The following is a 21,568-nucleotide window of genomic DNA, read 5'->3' on the forward strand; positions in this document are numbered from 1 at the left end:
TTTTCTGAGTTGTAATCGCTACCATAATTCGTATAAACATTATAATATTAATAAAATAAAGGATTAACTGGGAAAAAATCTTTTTTAGGGAGATGTTCTTATATGGTAAAAAAATTAGTAGAAGATAAGTTAAAGTTAGGTGTGTGTTACTATCCGGAGCATTGGTCAGAGGAACTATGGGAAGATGATTACAGACGAATGAAAGAATTAGGCTTCACATATGTCCGTATGGGTGAATTTGCCTGGACGATATTTGAACCAGAAGAAGGGATATTTTCGTTTGATTTATTTGATCGGGCTGTAGCCAAGGCTCACGAATACGGTTTAAAAGTGATCATGGGGACACCAACTGCAACACCTCCTGCCTGGTTGACACAAAAGTATCCGGAAGTACTAAACGTTACACAAGATGGTATTTCGTATCAACATGGTGCACGCCGCCACTATAATTACAACTCTGAAACCTATCAAAGGTTATCTTCCATTATTGTCACTAAAATGGTTAAGCATTATAAAAACCATCCTGCTATCGTGGGCTGGCAGATTGATAACGAATTAAATTGTGAAATGGATGTTTTTTACTCAGAAGCCGATCACAAGGCATTCAGGGAATGGGCAAAGGCAAAATATGAAACGTTAGATAACTTAAATCAGGCATGGGGCACAGTATTTTGGAACCAAACGTATACAAGCTGGGATCAAGTCTACTTAACTCGTAAAACAGTGCCAAATTCACCGAACCCTCATCATATACTGGATGAAAAACGATTTATTTCCGATAGTGCTATTTCCTTTGCAAAGGTACAAGCAGATATTCTGCGTGAACATGCACCGAATCAGTGGGTTACGACCAACGGGATGTTTAATCATTTAGATAATCACAAAATGACCAATGATTTACTCGATTTCTTTGCATATGATTCCTACCCGAACTTTGGAAGAGTAATCGAAGACAATTCAGAAAAACCATTGCGCGACCGGAAATGGAGCTGGAATTTAAGTATTGTCAGAAGTATTTCCCCGAACTTTGCAATTTTTGAACAGCAATCTGGTCCTGGAGGCTGGGTAACGAGAATGGAACAACCTTCTCCAAAACCTGGCCAGCTTCGGCTATGGACCTACCAATCTATTGCTCATGGCGCAGATATGGTGATGTATTTTAGATGGAGAACAGCTACAAAAGGCACAGAAATTTACTGGCATGGTATCAATGACTACCATAACCTCCCAAATCGCCGTGTTAAGGAGATTGACCAGGTAAGCAAAGAAATCCAGCGAATTGGAGATATTATTATTGGCTCCTCCTATAAAGCGGAGGCTGCTCTTGTAACAAGCTATGATAATGAATGGGACGGAGAATTTGATAAATGGTATGGACCATATGCTTCAAAAAGTAAAGATGCATGGATTAAAGCCTTTCAATACAACCATGTACCCGCAGATGCTGTTTACTTAAGGAATGAAACTACTATAGATGATTTAAAGAAATACAAAGTACTAGTTTATCCTCATCCAGCCATAGTAACGAAACAACAAGCTGAATTATTTAAGGAATACGTTAAAGAAGGCGGAAAAATCATATTTGGATGTCGTTCTGGTTATAAGGATGAAACCGGCCAAACGTATATGAAGGCATTCCCTGGATATTTGGCTGATTTAGTTGGAGTGACAGTAGAAGATTTCACAAGAGTTGCTCCATTTGAAGAGGTACCTAGTATAAACTTCAAGGGAGAAAATGTTCTGGAAGCAAATGATTTTAACGAAATTCTACAACTACAATCGGAGGATGTAGAGGTAATTAGTACGTTTTCTAGTGCGTATTTTGAAGGTAAGCCTGCCTTAGTAAAACGAAACTATGGATTAGGCAGCAGCTATTATTTTGGCGGAGTATTTAATTTAGAGCATGCTTCCTTATTATTGAAGGAATTTGAACTAAATAACTATCATGATCAATTTGAGTTGCCAGAGGAGATCGAATTAGCCATTCGACATAAAGATGGAATAGAGTACACATTCTTATTAAATTATTCTGAAAGACCGCAAGAGATTGTTGTTAAAAAAGAGTACAAAAACATACTAACTGGAAATATGGTTACAAATAAACATACTTTAAATCCTTTTGATGTTTTGATACTAGAATCATAAATATTCTCAATATAATACCTTTTTTGTACCCATATTAATTGAATATTATTAACAAAAATAAAAAGCCTTGAAAATCATGGCTTTTTTACGTCCAGAAGAGGATTCGGAACAACTTGATTTTTTCCGCAAGTTTTCGGCAACTATAACTAAAACAATATGTATTGACTAAAAATTATTATAGCATTACAATTAAATGAAATCGGTTTCATTGAACCTGTTTGAGTACAATGAAATCATGAGCGGTGGAGGAGAGTTATGAAAAAGGAAAATATAACAATATATGACATTGCTAAAGAAGCTAATGTATCACCAGCTACAGTTTCAAGAGTCTTAACCGGAAATGCAAAAGTGCGTCCACAGACAATGCGGAAAATAGTTGATGTGATTGAAAAATATAATTTTAGACCTAATAGTTTAGCAAGAAGCTTATTACATAAGCAATCGAAAACTATTGGATTTATCTTACCAGACATAAATCATCCATTTTTTTCAACACTGGTTCAAAAAAGTGAAGCATATGCATTGGAGTTAGGATATACAACATTTTTGTGCAATACGATGAACAACTCAGAAAATGAATCTAAATACTTGCAAAGTTTAGTAGAAAAACAGGTGGATGGGATTATTTATCTTGGTGGCAGAATTAATGACACTGACACCGATCAAGAATATGCTGAAGAAATGAAGAAAGTAATGGAAAGAGTTCCTGTTGTTTTTGTTAATGGTCAAATGTCGGGGGTAGATGCCCATATTGTTAGAACGGATGAAGAGTCAGGAGTTGAAATGCTTGTTGAACTTTTAGTAAATCTAAATCATAAAAACATTGGATTTCTTGGCGGACTAGAAGGGGTAAGTTCAACAGATGTAAAAAAGAATACTTTTGTTAATATAATGGAAAATAAAGGATTAGGTGTCAATAAAAGTTGGGTTTTGGATGCTGGGTTTAGTATTGAATCTGGTGAAGAAGTTGCAGCACAATTCCTCTCTTTAAAAGATAGGCCTACAGCGGTTATCTGTGCCAATGATTTAGTGGCGATTGGGGTAATAAAAGTCCTTACCAAATTTGGGTTAAAGGTTCCAGATGATGTTTCAGTTGTTGGGTTTGATGACATTTATTTGGCAAAGCATTTCCCTCCAGGAATCACGACAGTAAGTCAGAATTATGATCTATTAGGTCAAACCGCTATTAATGTACTAGTAGATTTAATTAATGAGAAAGGGGCAGAGAAAGAAACGGTTATTCCAACTTCACTCGTATTAAGAGATTCTTGTAAAATATTTTCAGAAAAATAAAATAAAATATTGCGAATTTTCAAATCTTGAGATAATATATTTATGAAATGGGTTTCTTTTTTTAGGAATATTAAGTTATAGTAATCAATTTTACTATAATAGATAATTATATTCCTTTGTTTTTGGTAGATTTGAAACCGGTTTCATTTTTTGATAAAGTTTATGGAAGTGAGGTAGTTTTATGTTCAAACTGATGAATAAATATAGATATACTCCACCTGAAAATGGATATCCCGAGTGGAATAACAACCCTGAGATTTTTCAGTTGAATCGATTGGATGCTCATGCAACATTAATGCCTTACAGGACAGTAGACCAGGCATTAAAAGGGGACCGAACTTCATCTGAATTTTATCAGTCGTTAAATGGAAGATGGAAATTCGCATTTTATGAGAATCCTAGAAAAAGAAAACAAGACTTTTTTAAGGAGGATTATGATGCTAGTGAGTGGGATGAAATCAAGGTGCCATCGCACTGGCAGCTACAAGGATATGATTATCCTCAGTATACGAATGTTAGATATCCTTGGGAAGGAAAAGAAGATATAAAGCCGCCTTTTGCTCCAACAAACTATAATCCTGTTGGACAGTATATTCGGAGTTTTACGATTTCAGAGGATTGGAAGGAACAGCCGGTTTATATTAACTTTCAAGGAGTAGAATCAGCCTTTTATGTGTGGGTGAATGGAGAATTTGTCGGATATAGTGAGGATACCTTTACACCGGCAGAGTTTGATTTAACACCATACTTAATTGAAGGCGAAAACAAGTTAGCGGTAGAGGTATATCGTTGGTGCGATGCGAGCTGGTTAGAGGACCAGGATTTTTGGAGGATGAGCGGAATCTTTCGAGATGTCTATCTGTATTCTACTCCAGAAATTCATATAAATGATTTCTTTGTGACCACGGTTTTGGATCAGGAATATAAGGATTCTAAATTGAAAATCGAAGCAAAAATCAAGAATGCGTTTGAGCAGATAGTGAATGGTTATACAGTTGAAGCGATGCTCTATGACTATGAAAATAACCCTGTATTAGAGGATTCACTTCAAATAAAGGTGGACATGGAAAATCAATCCTTCATTTCGATCAATACTTCAACCAATGTAAGTAATCCTTTTAAATGGAGTGCAGAAAGTCCATACCTCTATACACTAGTTTTGATTTTGAAAGATGAAAGCGGAATCATTAAAGAAACGGAAAGCTGTAAGGTGGGGTTCCGAACATTTGAAATAAAAGATGGTCTCATGAAAATCAATGGCAGACGAATTGTCTTCAAAGGTGTAAATCGTCACGAGTTTGCATCTGATAAAGGGAGAGCAGTCGGTTACGATGATATGATTAATGATATTAAATTAATGAAGCAGCATAATATTAACGCCGTCCGTACTTCTCATTATCCGAATAATCCGTTGTGGTACGAATTATGTGATAAATATGGTTTGTATGTCATTGATGAAACAAATCTTGAAACTCACGGGACATGGAGATATGGGCAGAAAGATGAAGGCGATGCAGTGCCAGGCAGCAAGGTGGAATGGCGAGAGAACGTCCTTGATCGATGTAATTCAATGTTTCAACGAGATAAAAACCATCCTTCGATTATTATTTGGTCGCTTGGAAATGAATCATTTGGCGGGGATAATTTTATAAAGATGCATGATTTTTTAAAGGAGAAGGATCCTACTAGAATTGTTCATTATGAAGGAATTTTCCATTACCGAAAATCAGAAGCAGCATCAGATATTGAAAGCACAATGTATGTAAGTCCTGAAGGTGTAAAGAAATATGCTGAATATGCTAAGTACACTGATAATCCGAAACCGTACATTCTATGTGAATATAGTCATGCTATGGGGAATTCTTGTGGAAACCTTTACAGGTATACAGATTTATTTGAAAAATACCCAATTATACAGGGAGGATTTATTTGGGACTGGAAGGATCAGGCTTTGGAAACAAAGACCACTGATGGTGTACCATACTTAGCTTATGGCGGTGACTTTGGAGAAACACCTCATGATGGGAATTTTTCAGGAAATGGTTTAATTTTTGCAGATGGGACGATTTCACCAAAGATTATCGAAGTAAAAAAGTGCTATCAGAATGTTCGTTTTACTGCATCTAATCTCCAAGAGGGACTTGTTGATGTGGTAAATAACTATCTGTTTACAGACCTTCAAAAGTACGAACTCGTTTGGCAGCTAACAGAAAATGGCTTGTTAATTCAAAATGGTACCTCAGAAATAAAGGTGGAACCATGCACCACAAAAACAATTAAACTAGCTTACTCTATTCCTGAAGTATGTAAACAGTCGGATGAATATATTTTAACTGTTAGCCTGCATTTGAAAAATAGCACAATTTGGGCTGATAAAGGCCATGAAGTTGCTTTTGAACAATTTGTGCTTCCTATTGTTAATGCAGTATCAGAAAGTACGCCTGTCAATTCACCACAAACAAAAGTAATTCAAGAAGACAATCATGTAACTATTAGTGGTGACAGGTTTAATGTTATTTTTAATAAAAACAATGGAACCCTTGAGTCCTATAGTTTTAATGGCATCACTCTACTTGAGAATGAAGTAGGTCTAAATTTTTGGCGTGCGATGACCGATAATGACCGTGGGAATAAATTGCATGAACGCAGCTCTGTATGGAGAGAAGCTGGAAAGAATAAAGTTCTTACATCGTTTTTAGTAGATGCGGAGAGTACTTTGGCTACTGTAGTTACAACGCAATTCATTTTGCCGGCAACAATGTCATCTTGTAAGATTGTTTATACCATTTTGGGTGATGGAGAAATAACAGTAGACTATCAGCTAGAACCAGGGAACGATCTTTCTGAAATACCAGAGGTTGGAATGATGACAACATTAGATGGCAGGTTTGATACCATCACTTGGTATGGAAAAGGCCCATATGAGAATTATTGGGATAAAGAGAAAGGTGCAAAAATTGGAATATATACTGGTAAAGTAAAAGATCAATATGTACCATACTTAAAACCACAGGAATGCGGAAATAAAACAGGCGTAAGATGGGCATTGTTAACCAATCAACAGGGGGAAGGATTAAAGATCTCCGGAAGCCCTACGGTTGAGGTGAATGCTTTACCATACACTCCATTTGAGCTTGAAGAACATGATCACGGATATAAATTACCACCTAGCGATAAGACGGTAGTAAGGATTAATTATAAACAAATGGGCGTAGGTGGAGATGACAGCTGGGGACAAAAAACACATCCTGAATTCACCCTCTTTGCGAATCGAAGCTACTCATATTCTTTTAAAATTAAGGGGATTGCTACTATAAAGGAGTTATAGCACCTTTCTCTATGTGATGATTGATAACCATGAGGGAAGAGCCTTATTTGGCAACTCGAAAAGAACTTCTGTAATAAAGTTAGTGTGTTCCCTTGGATTGTTTATTATTTTTCCAAGGGAACCTGTGTTAATAAAAGTATTAGAATGTCCTGAAACCCATTTCTTAATGCAGGAGAAATACCTAAAGACTTTTGAAGATATAAATAAAAATAATTTTCAGAACAATAGGAAAATTTAATGGATGGTATTTACTTTTAATAGGAACCTGAATATAATAAAAACATGGTAACCGCTTTCAAAATAGTGATCTAAAGAATTACTGGTGTATTAAACTAGTGACAGCACTTTTAATTTGGAATAATGAAACCCATTTCATTTGCACTAGTTAGCAATTATACATGATAAGAATAAAATGAGTTTTGTTGAAATGTTTTTGAAACCGATTTCATTTTTTATTAATGTAATTAGTAAGTAACTTATCTTCTATATAAAAAATTCTTTCATTGTTTAAGAAAGAATTTTTTATACAGATAGATTAGTAATAGTAATCTATTAGATCACTTTGTTAGTACATTTTGTAAAAGCCGGTTGCTGCTTTCGTGTCAAAATCGTGTTGTTCAGGGGGGATTTATATGAAGACTGTTACGGTGCAATCACACCAGGCACCTATTGTTAAAACAAAGAAGAAAGATACTGTAATTAATAGAATGTGGAGAAACCGAACCCTTCTTATTATGTGTTTGCCTGCCATTATTTTCTTCGCTGTTTTTGCTTACCTGCCAATGCCGGGGCTATATCTTGCATTTGTAAACTTTGATTATTCACTTGGAATCTTTAAGAGCGCGTTCGTAGGCTTTGATAATTTTCGCTTCTTGGTTATGACTGGTGATTTGTGGAAGTTAACCTTTAATACGATTGCTTATAATATTGCTTTCATCATTTTAGGTAATATCCTCCAAATAGCTGTAGCCATCATGCTTAACGAACTAAGAAATAAATGGTTCAAAAAAGTATCACAAACACTTATGTTTTTACCGCATTTTATTTCTGCTGTTTTAGTTGGACTTTTAGCCTATAACATACTTAGTTACGATTATGGCATACTTAATTCATTTTTAAAAATGATTGGCATGGATCCAGTAGAGACTTATTCGAATCCTGCGATTTGGCCTTATATTATTGTAATTACGTTCCTATGGCAATCAACAGGCTATGGATCAATCATCTATTTCGCTGCGATCATGGGTCTTGATAAATCCATTTTAGAAGCAGCAGAAATCGATGGAGCTAACGCTTTCCAGCGTATTCGATATATTATAATTCCTTATCTTAAGCCAACCTTTATCATTCTGCTATTGTTCTCTTTAGGTGGAGTCTTAAAAGGGAATTTCGGTTTATTTTATAACCTGGTTGGGGCCAATAATACCATGCTCTATCCAACGACAGATATTATTGAAACCTACGTGTTCCGAACGTTGATGACGAATTTTAACTTCTCATTGGGAAGTGCGGTAAGTTTATATCAATCTATTTTGGGTCTCTTTATTGTCCTTACAGCCAACTGGATTGTGAAAAAAGTTTCACCAGAAAACTCTTTGTTTTAAAGGAGGAACGTATGTATGGAAAACTCAGCCAGACGTAATATAGACTTTTCTACGATAATGGTTCGTATTATTGGATATGGTTTTATTGGTTTTTTTGCTCTATGTTGTCTATTACCGTTCGTCTTGATCTTGTCATCTTCCTTAACATCTGAGAGGGCTATTATGGAAAGCGGCTTCTCTTTATGGCCGAAAGAATTTTCTACCTTTGCATATGAAATTGTGTTCAAGAATCCAAGACTTGTGATTGGATCCTATATGGTAACGCTGATCATTACGGTTGTCGGAACTGCAGTAGGTTTATTTATTATAGCCATGACAGGTTATGCCTTGCAGCGCCAAGATTTCTTGTATCGTAATAAAATATCATTTTATATCTACTTTACCACTCTTTTCTCAGGTGGACTTGTCCCGTTTTATCTCTTAATAACGCAGTATCTGCATCTTAAAGATAATTACTTGGCAGTACTGCTGCCTGGATTGCTGAGTCCTTTTCTCATCATTATGATGAAGGCTTTTGTAAAGTCCATTCCACATGAGATTACGGAATCTGCGAAGATGGATGGTGCAGGTGATTTCACGATTTTCTTAAGAATTATTCTCCCAATGACTACCCCTGCCTTGGCGACAATCGGGCTTTTCATTGCCCTGGGGTATTGGAATGAATGGTATAATTCAATGCTTTTCCTTTCACCGAATATGGAATATAGACCGTTACAGTTGTTTCTTTACAACGTGATCACTAGTGCTGATTTCATAAGAAATTCGGCTGCATCCTCCAATGTAACGCCGCAGGACATACCATTGGAAAGTATGAAAATGGCAACAGCCATTGTCGCTACTGGACCGGTTATTCTATTTTATCCGTTTGTACAGAAGTACTTTATTCAGGGTATTACAGTTGGTGCGGTAAAAGGGTAATGGAATATGATTGAGGAATCTTCCTTGTTTCATAGAGAGTAACAATTAAAAAAGTTAAAAGGGAGGCAATAAAATGGTGAAGATAAAGAAAACCTTGGTATTATTTTTGGTAATGTTGTTGACTTTTAGTCTTGTGGCCTGTAACGGCTCAAGTCAGACGGGTTCAAAAACCTCTGAATCTGGTACAAAGACAAACGCAAATGGTGAAGTTGATACCTCTGAAGAGGTAACCATTACCATGATGGTGTTGGGAGATAAACCGACCAACGGACAGTTAGAAAAAGTAATGAAACAAGTAAATACTAAATTAAAAGAAAAAGTAAACGCTAAACTTCAGTTGAAATGGATTGAATGGGCTGATTATATGACAAAGTATAATCTAACTCTAGCTTCTGGAGAACCTGTTGATTTAATTATCACCGCTACTGACTGGTTGGATGCATGGGGAAATGCACAAAAAGGTGCATTCATGGATATTACGGACCTGCTGCCTAAATATGCACCTAAGACATTTGAAGATGTTTCCAAAGATAGTTGGGAGCAAACAAAATACGATGGAAAAATTGTTATGATTCCTGAGGACTCTTATACTCAATGGGTTAACCACGGCTTTTTCTATCGCACAGATTGGGCAAAAGAATTTGGAATCACTGAACCTATTAAAGATTTTGAAACACTTGGTAAATACTTCCAAGGTATTAAAGATAATAAAAAGGGTGTTATTCCTTGGGATACACCAGGAACAAACGTTACAACTGCATGGGGTTATACAACTTCTTATTCCGATGCAATTGAACTTCCAATTACTACAGGTGTATTTCCGATTTATTGGGCTAATTCCTATGAAGATGCCTATACCGTTATGAGTCCAGTGTTTGAAGATGTGTTTGTAGACTATGCAAAGATGATGAAGGATTGGGCAGATAAAGGCTACTGGCGTTCTGACGTATTGAACTATAAAGGTGATACCCGCGCTTTATTCCAAGCTGGAAAAACAGGTGCTGACCAGCACCATACAGAAACATTCTCAACCTTACGTCCACAAATGGACGTGAAACAACCAGGTTCAGAAATAGATATATTTGCTTGGTCGGATACACGTGACAACTTAATTTCAATGTCGATTACTCACGGTGCAACAGCGGTTGGTGCTCACAGCAAAAACCCTGAACGTGCCCTAATGGTTTACGATCTGATTCGAAACGATGAGGAACTTTACAAATTATTTAACTATGGTATTGAGGGAGTACAATACGAAATTGTAGACGGCAAACGTGTTCGCCCTGAAGGTTATGATGAAACAAAAGATTCATTCTCCGCTAACTTCTGGGGTGGCCGTGTAGATAAATTCGAAATCCCAAGTGCTGACAAATGGGAAGGAATGTCTGAGATTTTTGCACAGTACGATACCATTAAAAAGCCGTACCCATATGGCCAATTTGTATTTGATAGTACTCCAGTTGAAGCTGAACTTTCTGCTCTATCACAAGTGACTGCACAATTAGTACCAGCAATTGCATTCGGTAAAGCAGGAGATCCAGAAAAGGCTGTAAAAGATTTCCGTAAGAGATTAGAAGCAGCAGGGTATGAAAAGGTTCAAAAAGAAATCCAAAAACAAATGAATGAATATAAAAAGCTTGTAGAAGGTAAGTAATTAGAGAATAAATTAAAAGAAAAGAGGGCTATCATACATTCTTGATAGCCCTTTATCTATCAGTCTGCCATTTCTAAGAAATTAGAATAATATTTTATCACTAATAGATAAGGGGTGTAAGTTGAATATGGTAAATGTAATAGCGCAAGAATGGGAATTGTCAGTTAAGAGCAGAAAGTTTAACTTTGATTGGAAATTCTTAAAAGGTGATAATCCTGATGCATTTAAAATTCAGTTTGATGATTCAGATTGGCGTATTTTAGACTTGCCACATGATTTTAGTATTGAAGGTCCCTTTAAGAAGGAATATGCAAGTTCAACAGGGTATTTACCAGGAGGAATTGGTTGGTATCGGAAGGAATTTATTGTACCTGACAGCATAAAGGGAAAAAAAGTATTTATTCAATTCGATGGTATTTATAAAAATAGTGAAGTGTGGATTAATGAACAATTTCTTGGTAAAAGACCCTATGGATACAGCTCATTTCAGTATGACTTAACCCCTTATTTAAACTTCGAAACACAAGAAAATGTGATTGCTGTCAAAGTAGATCACGCAGATTTTGCAGATTCTCGTTGGTATCCAGGGTCAGGTATTTATCGAAATGTATTTATCAATTTGACTGATCATGTGTATATCAAGCCATATGGAATATTTGTCACAACTCCAAAGATTTCAACATCAGAAGCAGAAATCCAAATTCAATCCAGTTTGAAAAATGAATACAATAATGAAGCTACATTCCAAATTGAACATCAAATTAAAGATGCTTCAGGTAAAAAAATAATAGACTGTTCATCTGTGGAGATCATTGCAGCAAAGGGTGAACAAGACTTTTCTCATACTCTTTTCCTAGAACAGCCAAATCTTTGGTCACCGGAAGATCCGTATTTATACAGTGTTGTAACGAAGGTGATAAAAGATGGGAAAGTAATAGATTTTGAGACTACCCCACTTGGTGTTCGATATTTTCATTTCGATGTGGATTCTGGATTTTATCTGAATGGAAAGAATATTAAAATGAAGGGTGTCTGTATCCACCATGACGCAGGCTGTCTTGGAGCAGCTGTTCCTGAAAAGGTCTGGCACAGACGTTTGAAACTATTAAAAGAAGCTGGTGTAAATGCGATTAGAATGAGCCATAATCCTCCTGCACCAGAGTTACTAGATATGTGTGATTCTTATGGGTTTTTAGTTCAAGATGAAGCATTCGATGAATGGGAACATCCTAAGAACAAATGGGTAGAGGGTTGGAATAAAGGCGAGCCGGCACTTGATGGATATGCTTCCGACTTTACTGAATGGGCAGAGATAGATTTGAGGGATATGGTATTAAGAGACCGGAACCATCCGTCAATTGTTTTCTGGAGTATTGGGAATGAAATTGATTATCCAAATGATCCATATTCACATCCGGTACTTGGAGATCATTACAAAGCTGACAAACCTGAAGCAAAGGGAATGGGTGATATTTCGAAAAAGCTGGCAAAGGTTGTAAAGCAATATGATCCGACCCGACCTGTTACAGCAGCACTGGCAAGTGTCATTATGTCAAATGAAACTGAATTTCCAGATACCCTTGATGTGGTTGGCTATAACTATCAAGAGTTCCTTTATTCAGAAGACCATAAAAAATATCCTAATAGAGTGATTTATGGAAGTGAAAACGGAAGGCATCACGATGCATGGCTGGCTGTAGCAAATAATGACTTTATATCAGGACAATTTATTTGGACAGGGATTGACTATTTGGGAGAAGCTCGTGGATGGCCGATTCGTCACGCAACTCCTGGATTGCTTGATCTTGCTGGATTCAAAAAGCCTTTGTTCCATTTCAAGCAAAGTGAATGGTCCGATCAAGATATGGTCCATATTGGCTTGACTTCCATTAAAGAAGAGAATCCTGATCAAGTTTACTGGGACCATCAGGTTGTTTGCCACTGGGAGGGTATTGAAGGTGAAAAAGTAAGGGTCGCTTGCTGCACAAATTGTACTGAAGTGGATTTAATATTAAATGGTGAATCTGTTGGTGTCAAAAAACGTAAAGACTTCCCAGCTGGAACCATATATTGGGACCTTCCATACTTTAAGGGTACATTAAAGGCGGTAGGTATTAGAAACGGAAACATTTCTTGTAAGCATGAATTAAAGACAGCTGATAAACCTGTTAAGTTACAGTTGCACTCGGATACAATAACTCTTAAAGCTGACAAAGAGGATGTAGCACATATAGAAGTCAATATCCTTGATCAAGATAATAATCTTGTCTATAGTGCAGAAAATGAAATCCATTGTAGCATCGAGGGACCTGGTGAAATTGTTGGGATCGAATGTAGTAACCCTGTAAGCCATCAAGATTATAAAGCAAACTACCGAAAGGCCTTCCATGGAAAATTATTAATCTATGTGAAAGCCACTGATCAAGTAGGGACGATAATTTTAAAGACTTCTTCTGAGGATTTGGAAGGTTGTGCTGTAGTTATCGAGGTTAAATAAAAGCCTTAGGGACTCCGGGTGCTGACGATTTAAGTTAATACCCGGGGGTCTAATAGCGGTTAAAATATGATAAAACAGGAGATGTTTGTATGCCGTATAATAGCGCGTCCGATACTTTGAATCCCAAAAAGGGGCACCGACTTAAAGATATTCCTGCACATGACCCCTATGTCTTGGTGCATAATGAAACGAATACTTATTATATGTATACAACAGGAATTCCACAATTAACAGATTTAGAGAGAAATGGAGTTCTAGTGTATAAGAGTAAAGATTTAAATGATTGGGAAGGACCTTATGTCGTTTTCGAAATTCCTGATGGAACCTGGGCACATCCACAGCATGGGACATGGGCTCCAGAGGTTCACCATTATCATGGTAAATATTATCTGTTCGTTACGTTACATAATCAAGATTGCATTATAGCAGAACCGCCGGAGGTTTGGAAAACCACTCATCTACGCGGTACAAGCATCGCGGTATCAGACTCGCCAGAAGGTCCGTTTGAATTGATAAAAAAAGATGGGCCAGTGCCACCTCGAGACTTCATGACATTGGATGGAACCTTGTATGAGGATGAGGATGGAAAGCCATGGATGGTCTATTGTCATGAGTGGATTCAGGTGATCGATGGTACGTTTGAAGCAATTCCATTGAAGAAAGATTTATCTGCAGCAGATGGTGAACCTCTACACCTTTTTAAGGCGTCAGATGCACCATGGCTCAATGCTGAAATAAAGCCCACCGTGAAGCCTTTAAATTATGTATCTGATGGTTGTCAATTATATCGAACAAAAGGTGGTCACCTTGTTATGCTCTGGTCAAGCTACAGCAATGGAAGCTATGTCCAAACGATTGCTAGATCTAAGTCAGGTAAACTAGCGGGGCCGTGGGAACAACTGGAACCATTAGTTGATGGTGATAGTGGTCACGGCATGCTTTTTAAAACATTTGAAGGTGAATGGATGCTTATTCTTCATCATCCATTCAGTACTCCTGAATCTCGAGCAAAGATTTATGAAGTAGAGGAAACTGAGGCTAGCTTTAAGGTTGTTAAACCTAGAGTAGATCTGCATACGTAGATGAATAAATGGAACAGTATATATAAAGTCCTCTCAGTCCGCATCTAGGATCAAGAGGGTCCGCACTTAGACGGTTGGGGATCAGGTTAGATTAAGCACCCGAGCTGATAAATAGACGGAAAAATTCCGCTTAATTAGTAATTATTATTAAAAAGGGCTTAAATAGACGGAGAGATTCCGCCTATTGGCTCGAAACATTCGAAAATGGGAGATTTTGCTTTGAATAAGCGGAAAACCTCCGCTTATATACCCTGAAACGAGCTCCATTCTGCATTTAACCGGAAAATCTCCGCTTATTTTACTTGGTTACTCGATTAAGGACAACAAATCTCAAAAATCCAAGAGAACCTCATTTTGATGCATTACAGTGAGTTTTTATATAATTAAGGTTTTTGTATTCCTAATAAAGAAACTCGCCATTACTTTGGCGAGTTTTACTTATTTATGTACCCATAACGATGCCAATACGACTGTCATTTCGGCACGTATTTTAAGAAAAGCACTTCAAAACGGAACTCTTTATTTGTTTGAGAGGACTTTTTATATAAGCTGCTAGCATTCACCAAACTAGCAGCTACTAACCTCAAGTTGACAAATCGTCTATCAAGAAGATTTTTCCTCTGAAGTATTTTGTTGAATTTGAGCAAAGTTATTAAATACCTTATTGTAGGCAAGGAATGCAAGATAAGATATAGCAACGCCGGTGAAAAATGGCAGTAAAAATGTTAATTTCGTAAAACTAACATACAAAATGACGATACTGGATATTGCCACCCCAATCGAGTAGAATGGGTTAGCAATCGATAATATGAATGCATTTTTTAATCCTTGTCCGAATTTCGTGTCTGTATGAACTGTGTTGGCAAAAAAGAAAAGAGTAATAAGTAACAACCAAACCATGAGGAATAGAAATAGATAGCTAACTAAGTGAATGCGGGTATGGAAATAATAATAGTCAACACCAACAATGGCCCAAAGAACTGAAAAAATCAAACCACCCACAAGACTCCTCTTATAATTTTCCTTATAATATTTCCAAAAGAATCGAATAGTTGGCACCTCTTCTTTCATAACCCATTTTCTAACAATACCAAACATAGCCGTAGTTGCCGGAAAAAAAACAAATGGCACCAGCAAAGCGATGGTCATAACCAGAAAGCCAATTTGCCACATCTCTTTAACGGTAAATAAAGATAATGATAGGTAAAGAATGGGGAAGTTAAACAAAACCCATAATAGATTTATACCTGCAAGCTTTGTTGTCCACTCAAAAACGGGATATAAACGTCCAAATATAGTGTACATTTTTCCAACTCCAGACCAATTATGTTGAAAGATAATAGAAAGATAGATAGTTAGATAGTTAGACAAATACCTATGTAAGCACCTTCATTATACCATAGACGTGTTAGTTTCAGTTAGATAGTAAAAAAGATATACCTATAATGAAGGCACATCTTTTTTACATACTTCCATATAAAATAATAAAATTTTACATGTGTAATATTTTTATAGTTGTATGAACGATATTGTTTTTCAATCTTCGAATTTTGGAATCCAGTCACCGTGTGCTTCAATTAAATCATCGCACATCGCAATGATGTCGTCCATTGATAATTCAGCGGCCGTATGAGGGTCCAGCATTGCTGCCTGATAGATGTGTTCTCTCTTTTTCGTTACCGCTGCTTCAATGGTTAAAAGCTGCGTATTAATATTTGAACGGTTAAGGGCTGCTAACTGTTCTGGAAGATCTCCTACATAGCAAGGAGTGATTCCGCTGCGGTCAGCAACGCATGATACTTCAACAACAGCTTTTTCTGGTAAATTGCTAATTAGGCGACCCTTATTTAAAATGTTGCCGCCAAATTTAAATGGAACATTCGTCTCAATTGCTTCAATAATACGGGAACCATATTCGTGAGAACGGGTATGGGTAAGCTGTGCATTGTTAACCATTTCATCGCGCATTTTGTCCCAGCGTTCAATTTGCTCTACACAACGACGCGGATACTCATCAAGAGGGATATTGAATTTCTCAATTAATTGCGGATAATTGCGTTTAATGAAGTACGGATGGTACTCAGCATTATGCTCAGATGATTCCGTTACGTAGTATCCGAATTTGTCCATTAATTCGAAACGGACCATATCCTCATGTTTTGTTTGTTGTTTTTCTCTCGCACGGCGTTTAATTTCCGGATATAAATCTTTGCCGTCGCGTTTGATTTCAAGAAGCCATGCCATATGGTTGATACCTGCGATTTTTTCTTCCACTCCTTCATGATCCATTCCTAAGGATTTGAAAAGGTGTTCGCTGCAAACTTGTACGCTATGGCATAATCCGACGGTTTTTACATTTGTATAGCGAAGCATTGCACCTACTAATGTTGCCATTGGATTTGTGTAATTTAAAAACAGGGCATTCGGACAAACCTCTTCGATATCCTTAGCGAAATCCCACATAACCGGAATAGTGCGAAGCGAACGGAAAATACCGCCAATCCCGATTGTGTCAGCAATTGTTTGGCGGAGACCATATTTTTTAGGGATTTCAAAATCTATAACGGTGCTTGGTTTGTAGCCGCCAACTTGAATGGCATTAATAATGTATTTTGATCCTCGCAATGCTTCTTTGCGATCTGAATACGCTTTCACAACTATGTTTGCTCGAAGGCTTTGTTTTAAATTGTTTAACATATTTTCCGAGTCTTTTAAGCGTTGCTCATCAATATCAAATAATGCGAACTCGAACCCAGCCAATGCCGGAACATGTAGGCAGTCACCAAGAACGTTTTTTGCAAAAACTGTACTTCCTGCTCCAATAAATGTGATTTTTGACATAATCTTACCTCCTGTAAAGTGAAACTGGAACTGCCTATCAAATCATCTAATAGGATAAAAAATTGTTTTGAGAACAACTTAACGTCCTATATTCATTTTTGTTTTTTTGTTGTTATTATAATAGTAAGTTGTTTATTCAAGAACCTCAATGGTAAGTTAGTGTGATTGGAGGGTAAAATATTGTCTTTGACTTATAAGGAGAAACATGTGAAGGATTATGGAACGTATGGTTTTCGTTTTCAAGATGTGCTTCCTAACGATGTGGCAAACATTTTCTCGCTTGGCCGGGAAGAAAAAACGCCCGGTGCAATTTATGATTGGGATGGGTTAAAGCGGAAAGATGTCGGCACATATGTGTTTCAATACACTCTGTCAGGATCGGGAAGGCTTGAAATAGCGGATAAATGTTATACAGTGAAGGCAGGGGAAGCATTCATTGTCGAGATTCCTAGCGCTCATCGTTATTACTTTCCAAAGGATAGCGATGGATGGGAGTTTATGTTTATTACATTGGTGGGACGAGAAGCCGCCGATTGCTGGCGGTTTATGAAGGAACAGAACGGTCCAGTCTTGACAGTGCCTCCTGATTCAAAGCTCATCCAGCTTTTACTGAAAATCTATCAAGACACATATGATCAAAAGATTACAGATACATATTACGCTTCTGCAAAAGCTTATGAGTTTATTATGGAGTGTTACCGTTTCAACAGGAATATTGAAAAAACAACGAACGGTTTCTCTCTACAGATTACTAAAGCTTTATCCTTTCTCCAAACACATTATCATGAACCGATTACACTCGACGAAATAGCGGCCGTATCCGGTTTCTCAAGATATTATTTTATTAAGCAGTTTCAACACCAACTAAATATGACACCCGTGCAATACCTTACCAAGATCAGGATTCAAAAAGCAGCAGAGCTTCTGCGTTCAACGAGTTCCTCTGTTACTGACATTGCTGCCCAGGTAGGGTATGCAAATGCCAACTATTTCAACAAAGTATTCCGCAAAGCGGTTGGTGTATCCGCCGGGACGTTTCGTAATAGTAAAGATGTTGTTGGAATTGATCATTTGATCATTGATTAAATTGTCGAATTAGACATTTGACAGGCATTTTCTATATCCCACCATAGATTTCAATTTTTTATAGTAATAAGGTTTTTCTTAATATATAATCAGCTTTAAAAAGGATTTACAAACTATTCAAAATAACAAGATTAATAGGTAAGATACATTAAAAATAACTTTACTTTAATTAGTAAACTATGAAAGAGAATATTTTATTTAGTATTTTTTGAAAACGATTTAAAATGATGTCGATTATTTATAATTCTTTAGTGTCAACGAAAATATATTACATGGCTGGGTGATGATTTTGAATTCATATTTAGATATACTCGTTCAAAAATATGATTGTGAAGAAAAAGTGGTAACGGAAATTATTAATCTAGAATCTATTCTTAATCTCCCAAAGGGGACAGAACATTTTGTCAGTGATTTACATGGGGAGTATCAAGCTTTTCAACATGTGTTACGAAATGGTTCAGGGAATGTAAAAGAGAAAATCAGAGACTTGTTTCAAGATGTTTTATTTGAAAAAGAAATAAATGAATTTGCGACATTAGTGTATTACCCTGAAGATAAATTAAAGTTAATGAAAAGTCATTTTGGCGATGAACAAGAATTAAACCAATGGTATATCGTAATTATTGAGCGGATGATACGGCTTATTTCGCATGCTTCCTCCAAATATACACGTTCGAAATTACGAAAAGCATTGCCGAGTCAGTTTGTGTTTATTGTAGAAGAGCTGCTATACAAAACGAATCAATCGACAAATAAGGACCAATATTATAAAGAAATTGTCGAGCAAATCATTTCCTTAGGACAGGCTGATAAGCTCATAACAGGCCTTGCATATACAACTCAAAGATTGGTTGTTGATCATCTTCATGTCGTAGGGGATATTTATGATCGTGGTCCGGAACCGGATAAAATTATGGATACTCTGATCAATTATCATTCCGTTGATATTCAGTGGGGAAACCATGATGTACTATGGCTGGGTGCTTTTTCTGGTTCAATGGTTTGTCTCGCTAATATCATTCGTATCTGTGCAAGATACAACAATCTGGATATTATTGAAGATGTATATGGAATCAATCTTAGACCCATCTTGAATCTTGCGGAGAAATACTATGAGGACAATCCGGCTTTCAGACCTAAGGTTCATTCTGATGGGAAACTATCTGACCATGAAATAGTACAAATTACTAAAATTCATCAAGCCATTGCGATGATTCAGTTCAAACTCGAGGTGCCTATTATAAAGAGACGCCCGTATTTTAATATGTCAGAAAGGCTTTTGCTTGAGAAAATTGATTATGACAAGAACGAAATAATCATTTATGGGAAAACCTATCCTCTAGAAAATACTTGCTTTGCAACGGTAAATCCCGAGCAGCCTGATCAATTATTAGAAGAAGAAAAGCAGGTGTTGGAAAGATTATTATTTTCAGTCCAGCATTCAGAAAAGCTCGCCAGACATATGAATTTCCTTATGAAAAAAGGGAGTCTTTATTTAAAATATAACGGGAACCTATTAATACATGGCTGTATTCCTTTAGATGAAGAAGGGAATATGGAAAAAATGGTCATTGATAATAACGCCTATTCGGGTCGTCATTTACTTGATGTTTTTGAACAATATTTACGGCATTCTTTCGCACATCCTGAGGTGACAGATGATCTTGCGACAGATATGGTCTGGTATTTATGGACAGGAGAATATTCATCACTCTTTGGAAAAAGAGCAATGACAACTTTTGAGAGGTACTTTATTAAAAACAAGGCAACCCATAAAGAGAGAAAGAACCCATACTACCATTTACGCGAAAATGAGGAAATTTGCCGTAAAATTTTAGCTGAATTTGATCTGAATCCTGACCAGGGTCATATTATTAATGGTCATACACCAGTGAAAGAAATTGAGGGAGAAAATCCAATTAAGGCAAATGGTAAGATGATCGTGATCGATGGAGGTTTCTCCAAAGCTTATCAATCAACAACAGGTATAGCAGGATATACGTTACTATATAATTCCTTCGGTATGCAACTGGTCGCCCATAAGCATTTTAATTCGAAAGAAGATGTTCTACTTAACGGGACAGATGTTTTATCAATCAAAAGAGTGGTGGATAAAGAATTAAAGAGAAAAAAGGTTAGAGAAACGAATGTTGGAGAGAAATTATTACAAGAAATCTCTATTTTAAATAGTTTGAGAGAATATCGCTATATGAATTAACACCAATTAGGAATAGATTTAAATATGGAGAGGGGACTATTCATTCACATTGAAGTCAACTCTCCTTAAATGGGTTGTTCTATGAAACTGGAAACAGGATGATAAAATCATGGAAATGGTTCAATCCATAGTGGCACTAAGATAGAAATATTCTCTCAATTTTTTATTTTTCCCTGACAATCAAGGCTGAAATCCAGCCTTCGATCCCGTTTGCAGTTTGAACTTTTAGCCACTTAATTCCTTTGGAATCTACTTGTTCTTCATTCAAAAAGTGCATGATTTCTCCATTTGCAATCGTGTATAGACGAGGAGCGGTTAGTGCCGGAGTTTCACGAATATTTCCGCCTTCTTCATAATTCTTATTTAAAATTAATTCTTTTTGATCAGGGGAAGCCCCGGATGCCTGTATGTGCACATGTTCTTGGTTTAACCATGCCTCAGCTTTCTTCCATGTTTGTGTATACCACTCATGTGGATTGTTTATGATTGCAGCAGTTAGCAAAATCACTAATCCTGTGGCAGAATAGAAAGTCCATCTTTTAATCCCAGTTTTATTCCTTTTCCGTTTCATGAAAAGCTGAATCATTTTGTTGAAAAAACGTTCGAACAAGGCAAACATTCCTTCAATGATATCAATCCAAACAGGAATGCCAGATTTTCCTGTATCTCTCCGGCTCCTTTGCATTGTGCAAAGAAGTGCCATGATTGGGTAAGAAATGAGATGAAGCATTTTTTTCAACAAACGGCACAATAAGTTTAAGAAGGGAGGAACAATGTACAACAAAATCAGCCTTGCGAGCTGTAGTAACAAAAAGAGAGCCAAAAAAATACGCAACCAATCCGGCAGAACAGAAATAAGTGACCAGATCCAAAACAGCTGATTTAAAATGGATTCCACAACC

At 36.7% G+C, this 21,568-nt stretch carries 13 protein-coding genes; 10 read left to right on the forward strand and 3 right to left on the reverse strand.

Features of this window, described 5'->3' with window-relative positions:
• Positions 1–102: 102 nt before the first annotated feature.
• The 8 genes from QNH48_RS10020 to QNH48_RS10055 all read left to right on the forward strand — a co-directional run bounded on the left by QNH48_RS10020 (position 103) and on the right by QNH48_RS10055 (position 14,521).
• Positions 103–2,145 carry a beta-galactosidase gene (locus QNH48_RS10020; protein WP_283954758.1) on the forward strand — a complete coding sequence of 681 codons (2,043 nt, stop codon included), beginning with the start codon at positions 103–105 and terminating at the stop codon, positions 2,143–2,145.
• Positions 2,146–2,400: 255 nt separating this feature from the next.
• Positions 2,401–3,438: a LacI family DNA-binding transcriptional regulator gene (locus QNH48_RS10025; protein ID WP_283954759.1), complete on the forward strand. Its 1,038-nt coding sequence runs from the start codon at positions 2,401–2,403 to the stop codon at positions 3,436–3,438.
• Between the two features lie 181 nt (positions 3,439–3,619).
• The gene (gene lacZ, locus QNH48_RS10030) at positions 3,620–6,766 is read left to right on the forward strand and encodes a beta-galactosidase, LacZ type (RefSeq protein WP_481858463.1); all 3,147 of its coding nucleotides are present in this window, start codon (positions 3,620–3,622) and stop codon (positions 6,764–6,766) included.
• Positions 6,767–7,473: 707 nt separating this feature from the next.
• On the forward strand, positions 7,474–8,370 hold the full coding sequence (locus QNH48_RS10035) for an ABC transporter permease (protein WP_257009307.1): 897 nt from the start codon (positions 7,474–7,476) through the stop codon (positions 8,368–8,370).
• Positions 8,371–8,385: 15 nt separating this feature from the next.
• Positions 8,386–9,288, forward strand: a complete 903-nt coding sequence (locus QNH48_RS10040) for a carbohydrate ABC transporter permease (protein ID WP_283954761.1) — start codon at positions 8,386–8,388, stop codon at positions 9,286–9,288.
• A gap of 73 nt (positions 9,289–9,361) precedes the next feature.
• A complete protein-coding gene (locus QNH48_RS10045) occupies positions 9,362–10,942 on the forward strand; it encodes an extracellular solute-binding protein (protein ID WP_283954762.1) in 1,581 nt (526 codons plus the stop codon).
• A 127-nt stretch (positions 10,943–11,069) separates the two neighbouring features.
• A complete protein-coding gene (locus QNH48_RS10050) occupies positions 11,070–13,439 on the forward strand; it encodes a glycoside hydrolase family 2 TIM barrel-domain containing protein (protein ID WP_283954763.1) in 2,370 nt (789 codons plus the stop codon).
• A gap of 89 nt (positions 13,440–13,528) precedes the next feature.
• Positions 13,529–14,521, forward strand: coding sequence for a glycoside hydrolase family 43 protein (locus QNH48_RS10055; protein WP_283954764.1), 993 nt, complete (start codon positions 13,529–13,531; stop codon positions 14,519–14,521).
• 603 nt (positions 14,522–15,124) lie between these two features.
• Here the strand turns inward: QNH48_RS10055 and QNH48_RS10060 are convergent.
• Positions 15,125–15,826: a YesL family protein gene (locus QNH48_RS10060; RefSeq protein ID WP_283954765.1), complete on the reverse strand. Its 702-nt coding sequence runs from the start codon at positions 15,824–15,826 to the stop codon at positions 15,125–15,127.
• 231 nt (positions 15,827–16,057) lie between these two features.
• A complete protein-coding gene (gene melA / locus QNH48_RS10065) occupies positions 16,058–17,362 on the reverse strand; it encodes an alpha-glucosidase/alpha-galactosidase (RefSeq protein ID WP_283954766.1) in 1,305 nt (434 codons plus the stop codon).
• 180 nt (positions 17,363–17,542) lie between these two features.
• On the opposite strand from melA, the gene QNH48_RS10070 reads away from it, so the two are divergent.
• Together QNH48_RS10070 and fbp are read left to right on the forward strand one after the other, a co-directional pair.
• Complete coding sequence (locus QNH48_RS10070) at positions 17,543–18,448, forward strand: AraC family transcriptional regulator (protein ID WP_283954767.1); 906 nt, start codon at positions 17,543–17,545, stop codon at positions 18,446–18,448.
• A 286-nt stretch (positions 18,449–18,734) separates the two neighbouring features.
• The gene (gene fbp, locus QNH48_RS10075; protein WP_283955731.1) at positions 18,735–20,666 is read left to right on the forward strand and encodes a fructose-1,6-bisphosphatase; all 1,932 of its coding nucleotides are present in this window, start codon (positions 18,735–18,737) and stop codon (positions 20,664–20,666) included.
• 163 nt (positions 20,667–20,829) lie between these two features.
• Here the strand turns inward: fbp and QNH48_RS10080 are convergent, their stop codons facing one another.
• Positions 20,830–21,564, reverse strand: a complete 735-nt coding sequence (locus tag QNH48_RS10080) for an SH3 domain-containing protein (RefSeq protein ID WP_283954768.1) — start codon at positions 21,562–21,564, stop codon at positions 20,830–20,832.
• Positions 21,565–21,568: the final 4 nt, after the last annotated feature.

The organism is Neobacillus sp. YX16 (assembly GCF_030123505.1).
Taxonomy (GTDB): domain Bacteria; phylum Bacillota; class Bacilli; order Bacillales; family Cytobacillaceae; genus Neobacillus.

Excerpts from the sequence above, each read along its gene's own strand:
- QNH48_RS10020 (WP_283954758.1), top strand. The coding sequence starts at position 103 with ATGGTAAAAAAATTAGTAGAAGATAAGTTAAAGTTAGGTGTGTGTTAC.
- QNH48_RS10025 (WP_283954759.1), top strand. The coding sequence starts at position 2,401 with ATGAAAAAGGAAAATATAACAATATATGACATTGCTAAAGAAGCTAAT.
- lacZ (WP_481858463.1), top strand. The coding sequence starts at position 3,620 with ATGTTCAAACTGATGAATAAATATAGATATACTCCACCTGAAAATGGA.
- QNH48_RS10035 (WP_257009307.1), top strand. The coding sequence starts at position 7,474 with ATGTGGAGAAACCGAACCCTTCTTATTATGTGTTTGCCTGCCATTATT.
- QNH48_RS10040 (WP_283954761.1), top strand. The coding sequence starts at position 8,386 with ATGGAAAACTCAGCCAGACGTAATATAGACTTTTCTACGATAATGGTT.
- QNH48_RS10045 (WP_283954762.1), top strand. The coding sequence starts at position 9,362 with ATGGTGAAGATAAAGAAAACCTTGGTATTATTTTTGGTAATGTTGTTG.
- QNH48_RS10050 (WP_283954763.1), top strand. The coding sequence starts at position 11,070 with ATGGTAAATGTAATAGCGCAAGAATGGGAATTGTCAGTTAAGAGCAGA.
- QNH48_RS10055 (WP_283954764.1), top strand. The coding sequence starts at position 13,529 with ATGCCGTATAATAGCGCGTCCGATACTTTGAATCCCAAAAAGGGGCAC.
- QNH48_RS10060 (WP_283954765.1), bottom strand. The coding sequence starts at position 15,826 with ATGTACACTATATTTGGACGTTTATATCCCGTTTTTGAGTGGACAACA.
- melA (WP_283954766.1), bottom strand. The coding sequence starts at position 17,362 with ATGTCAAAAATCACATTTATTGGAGCAGGAAGTACAGTTTTTGCAAAA.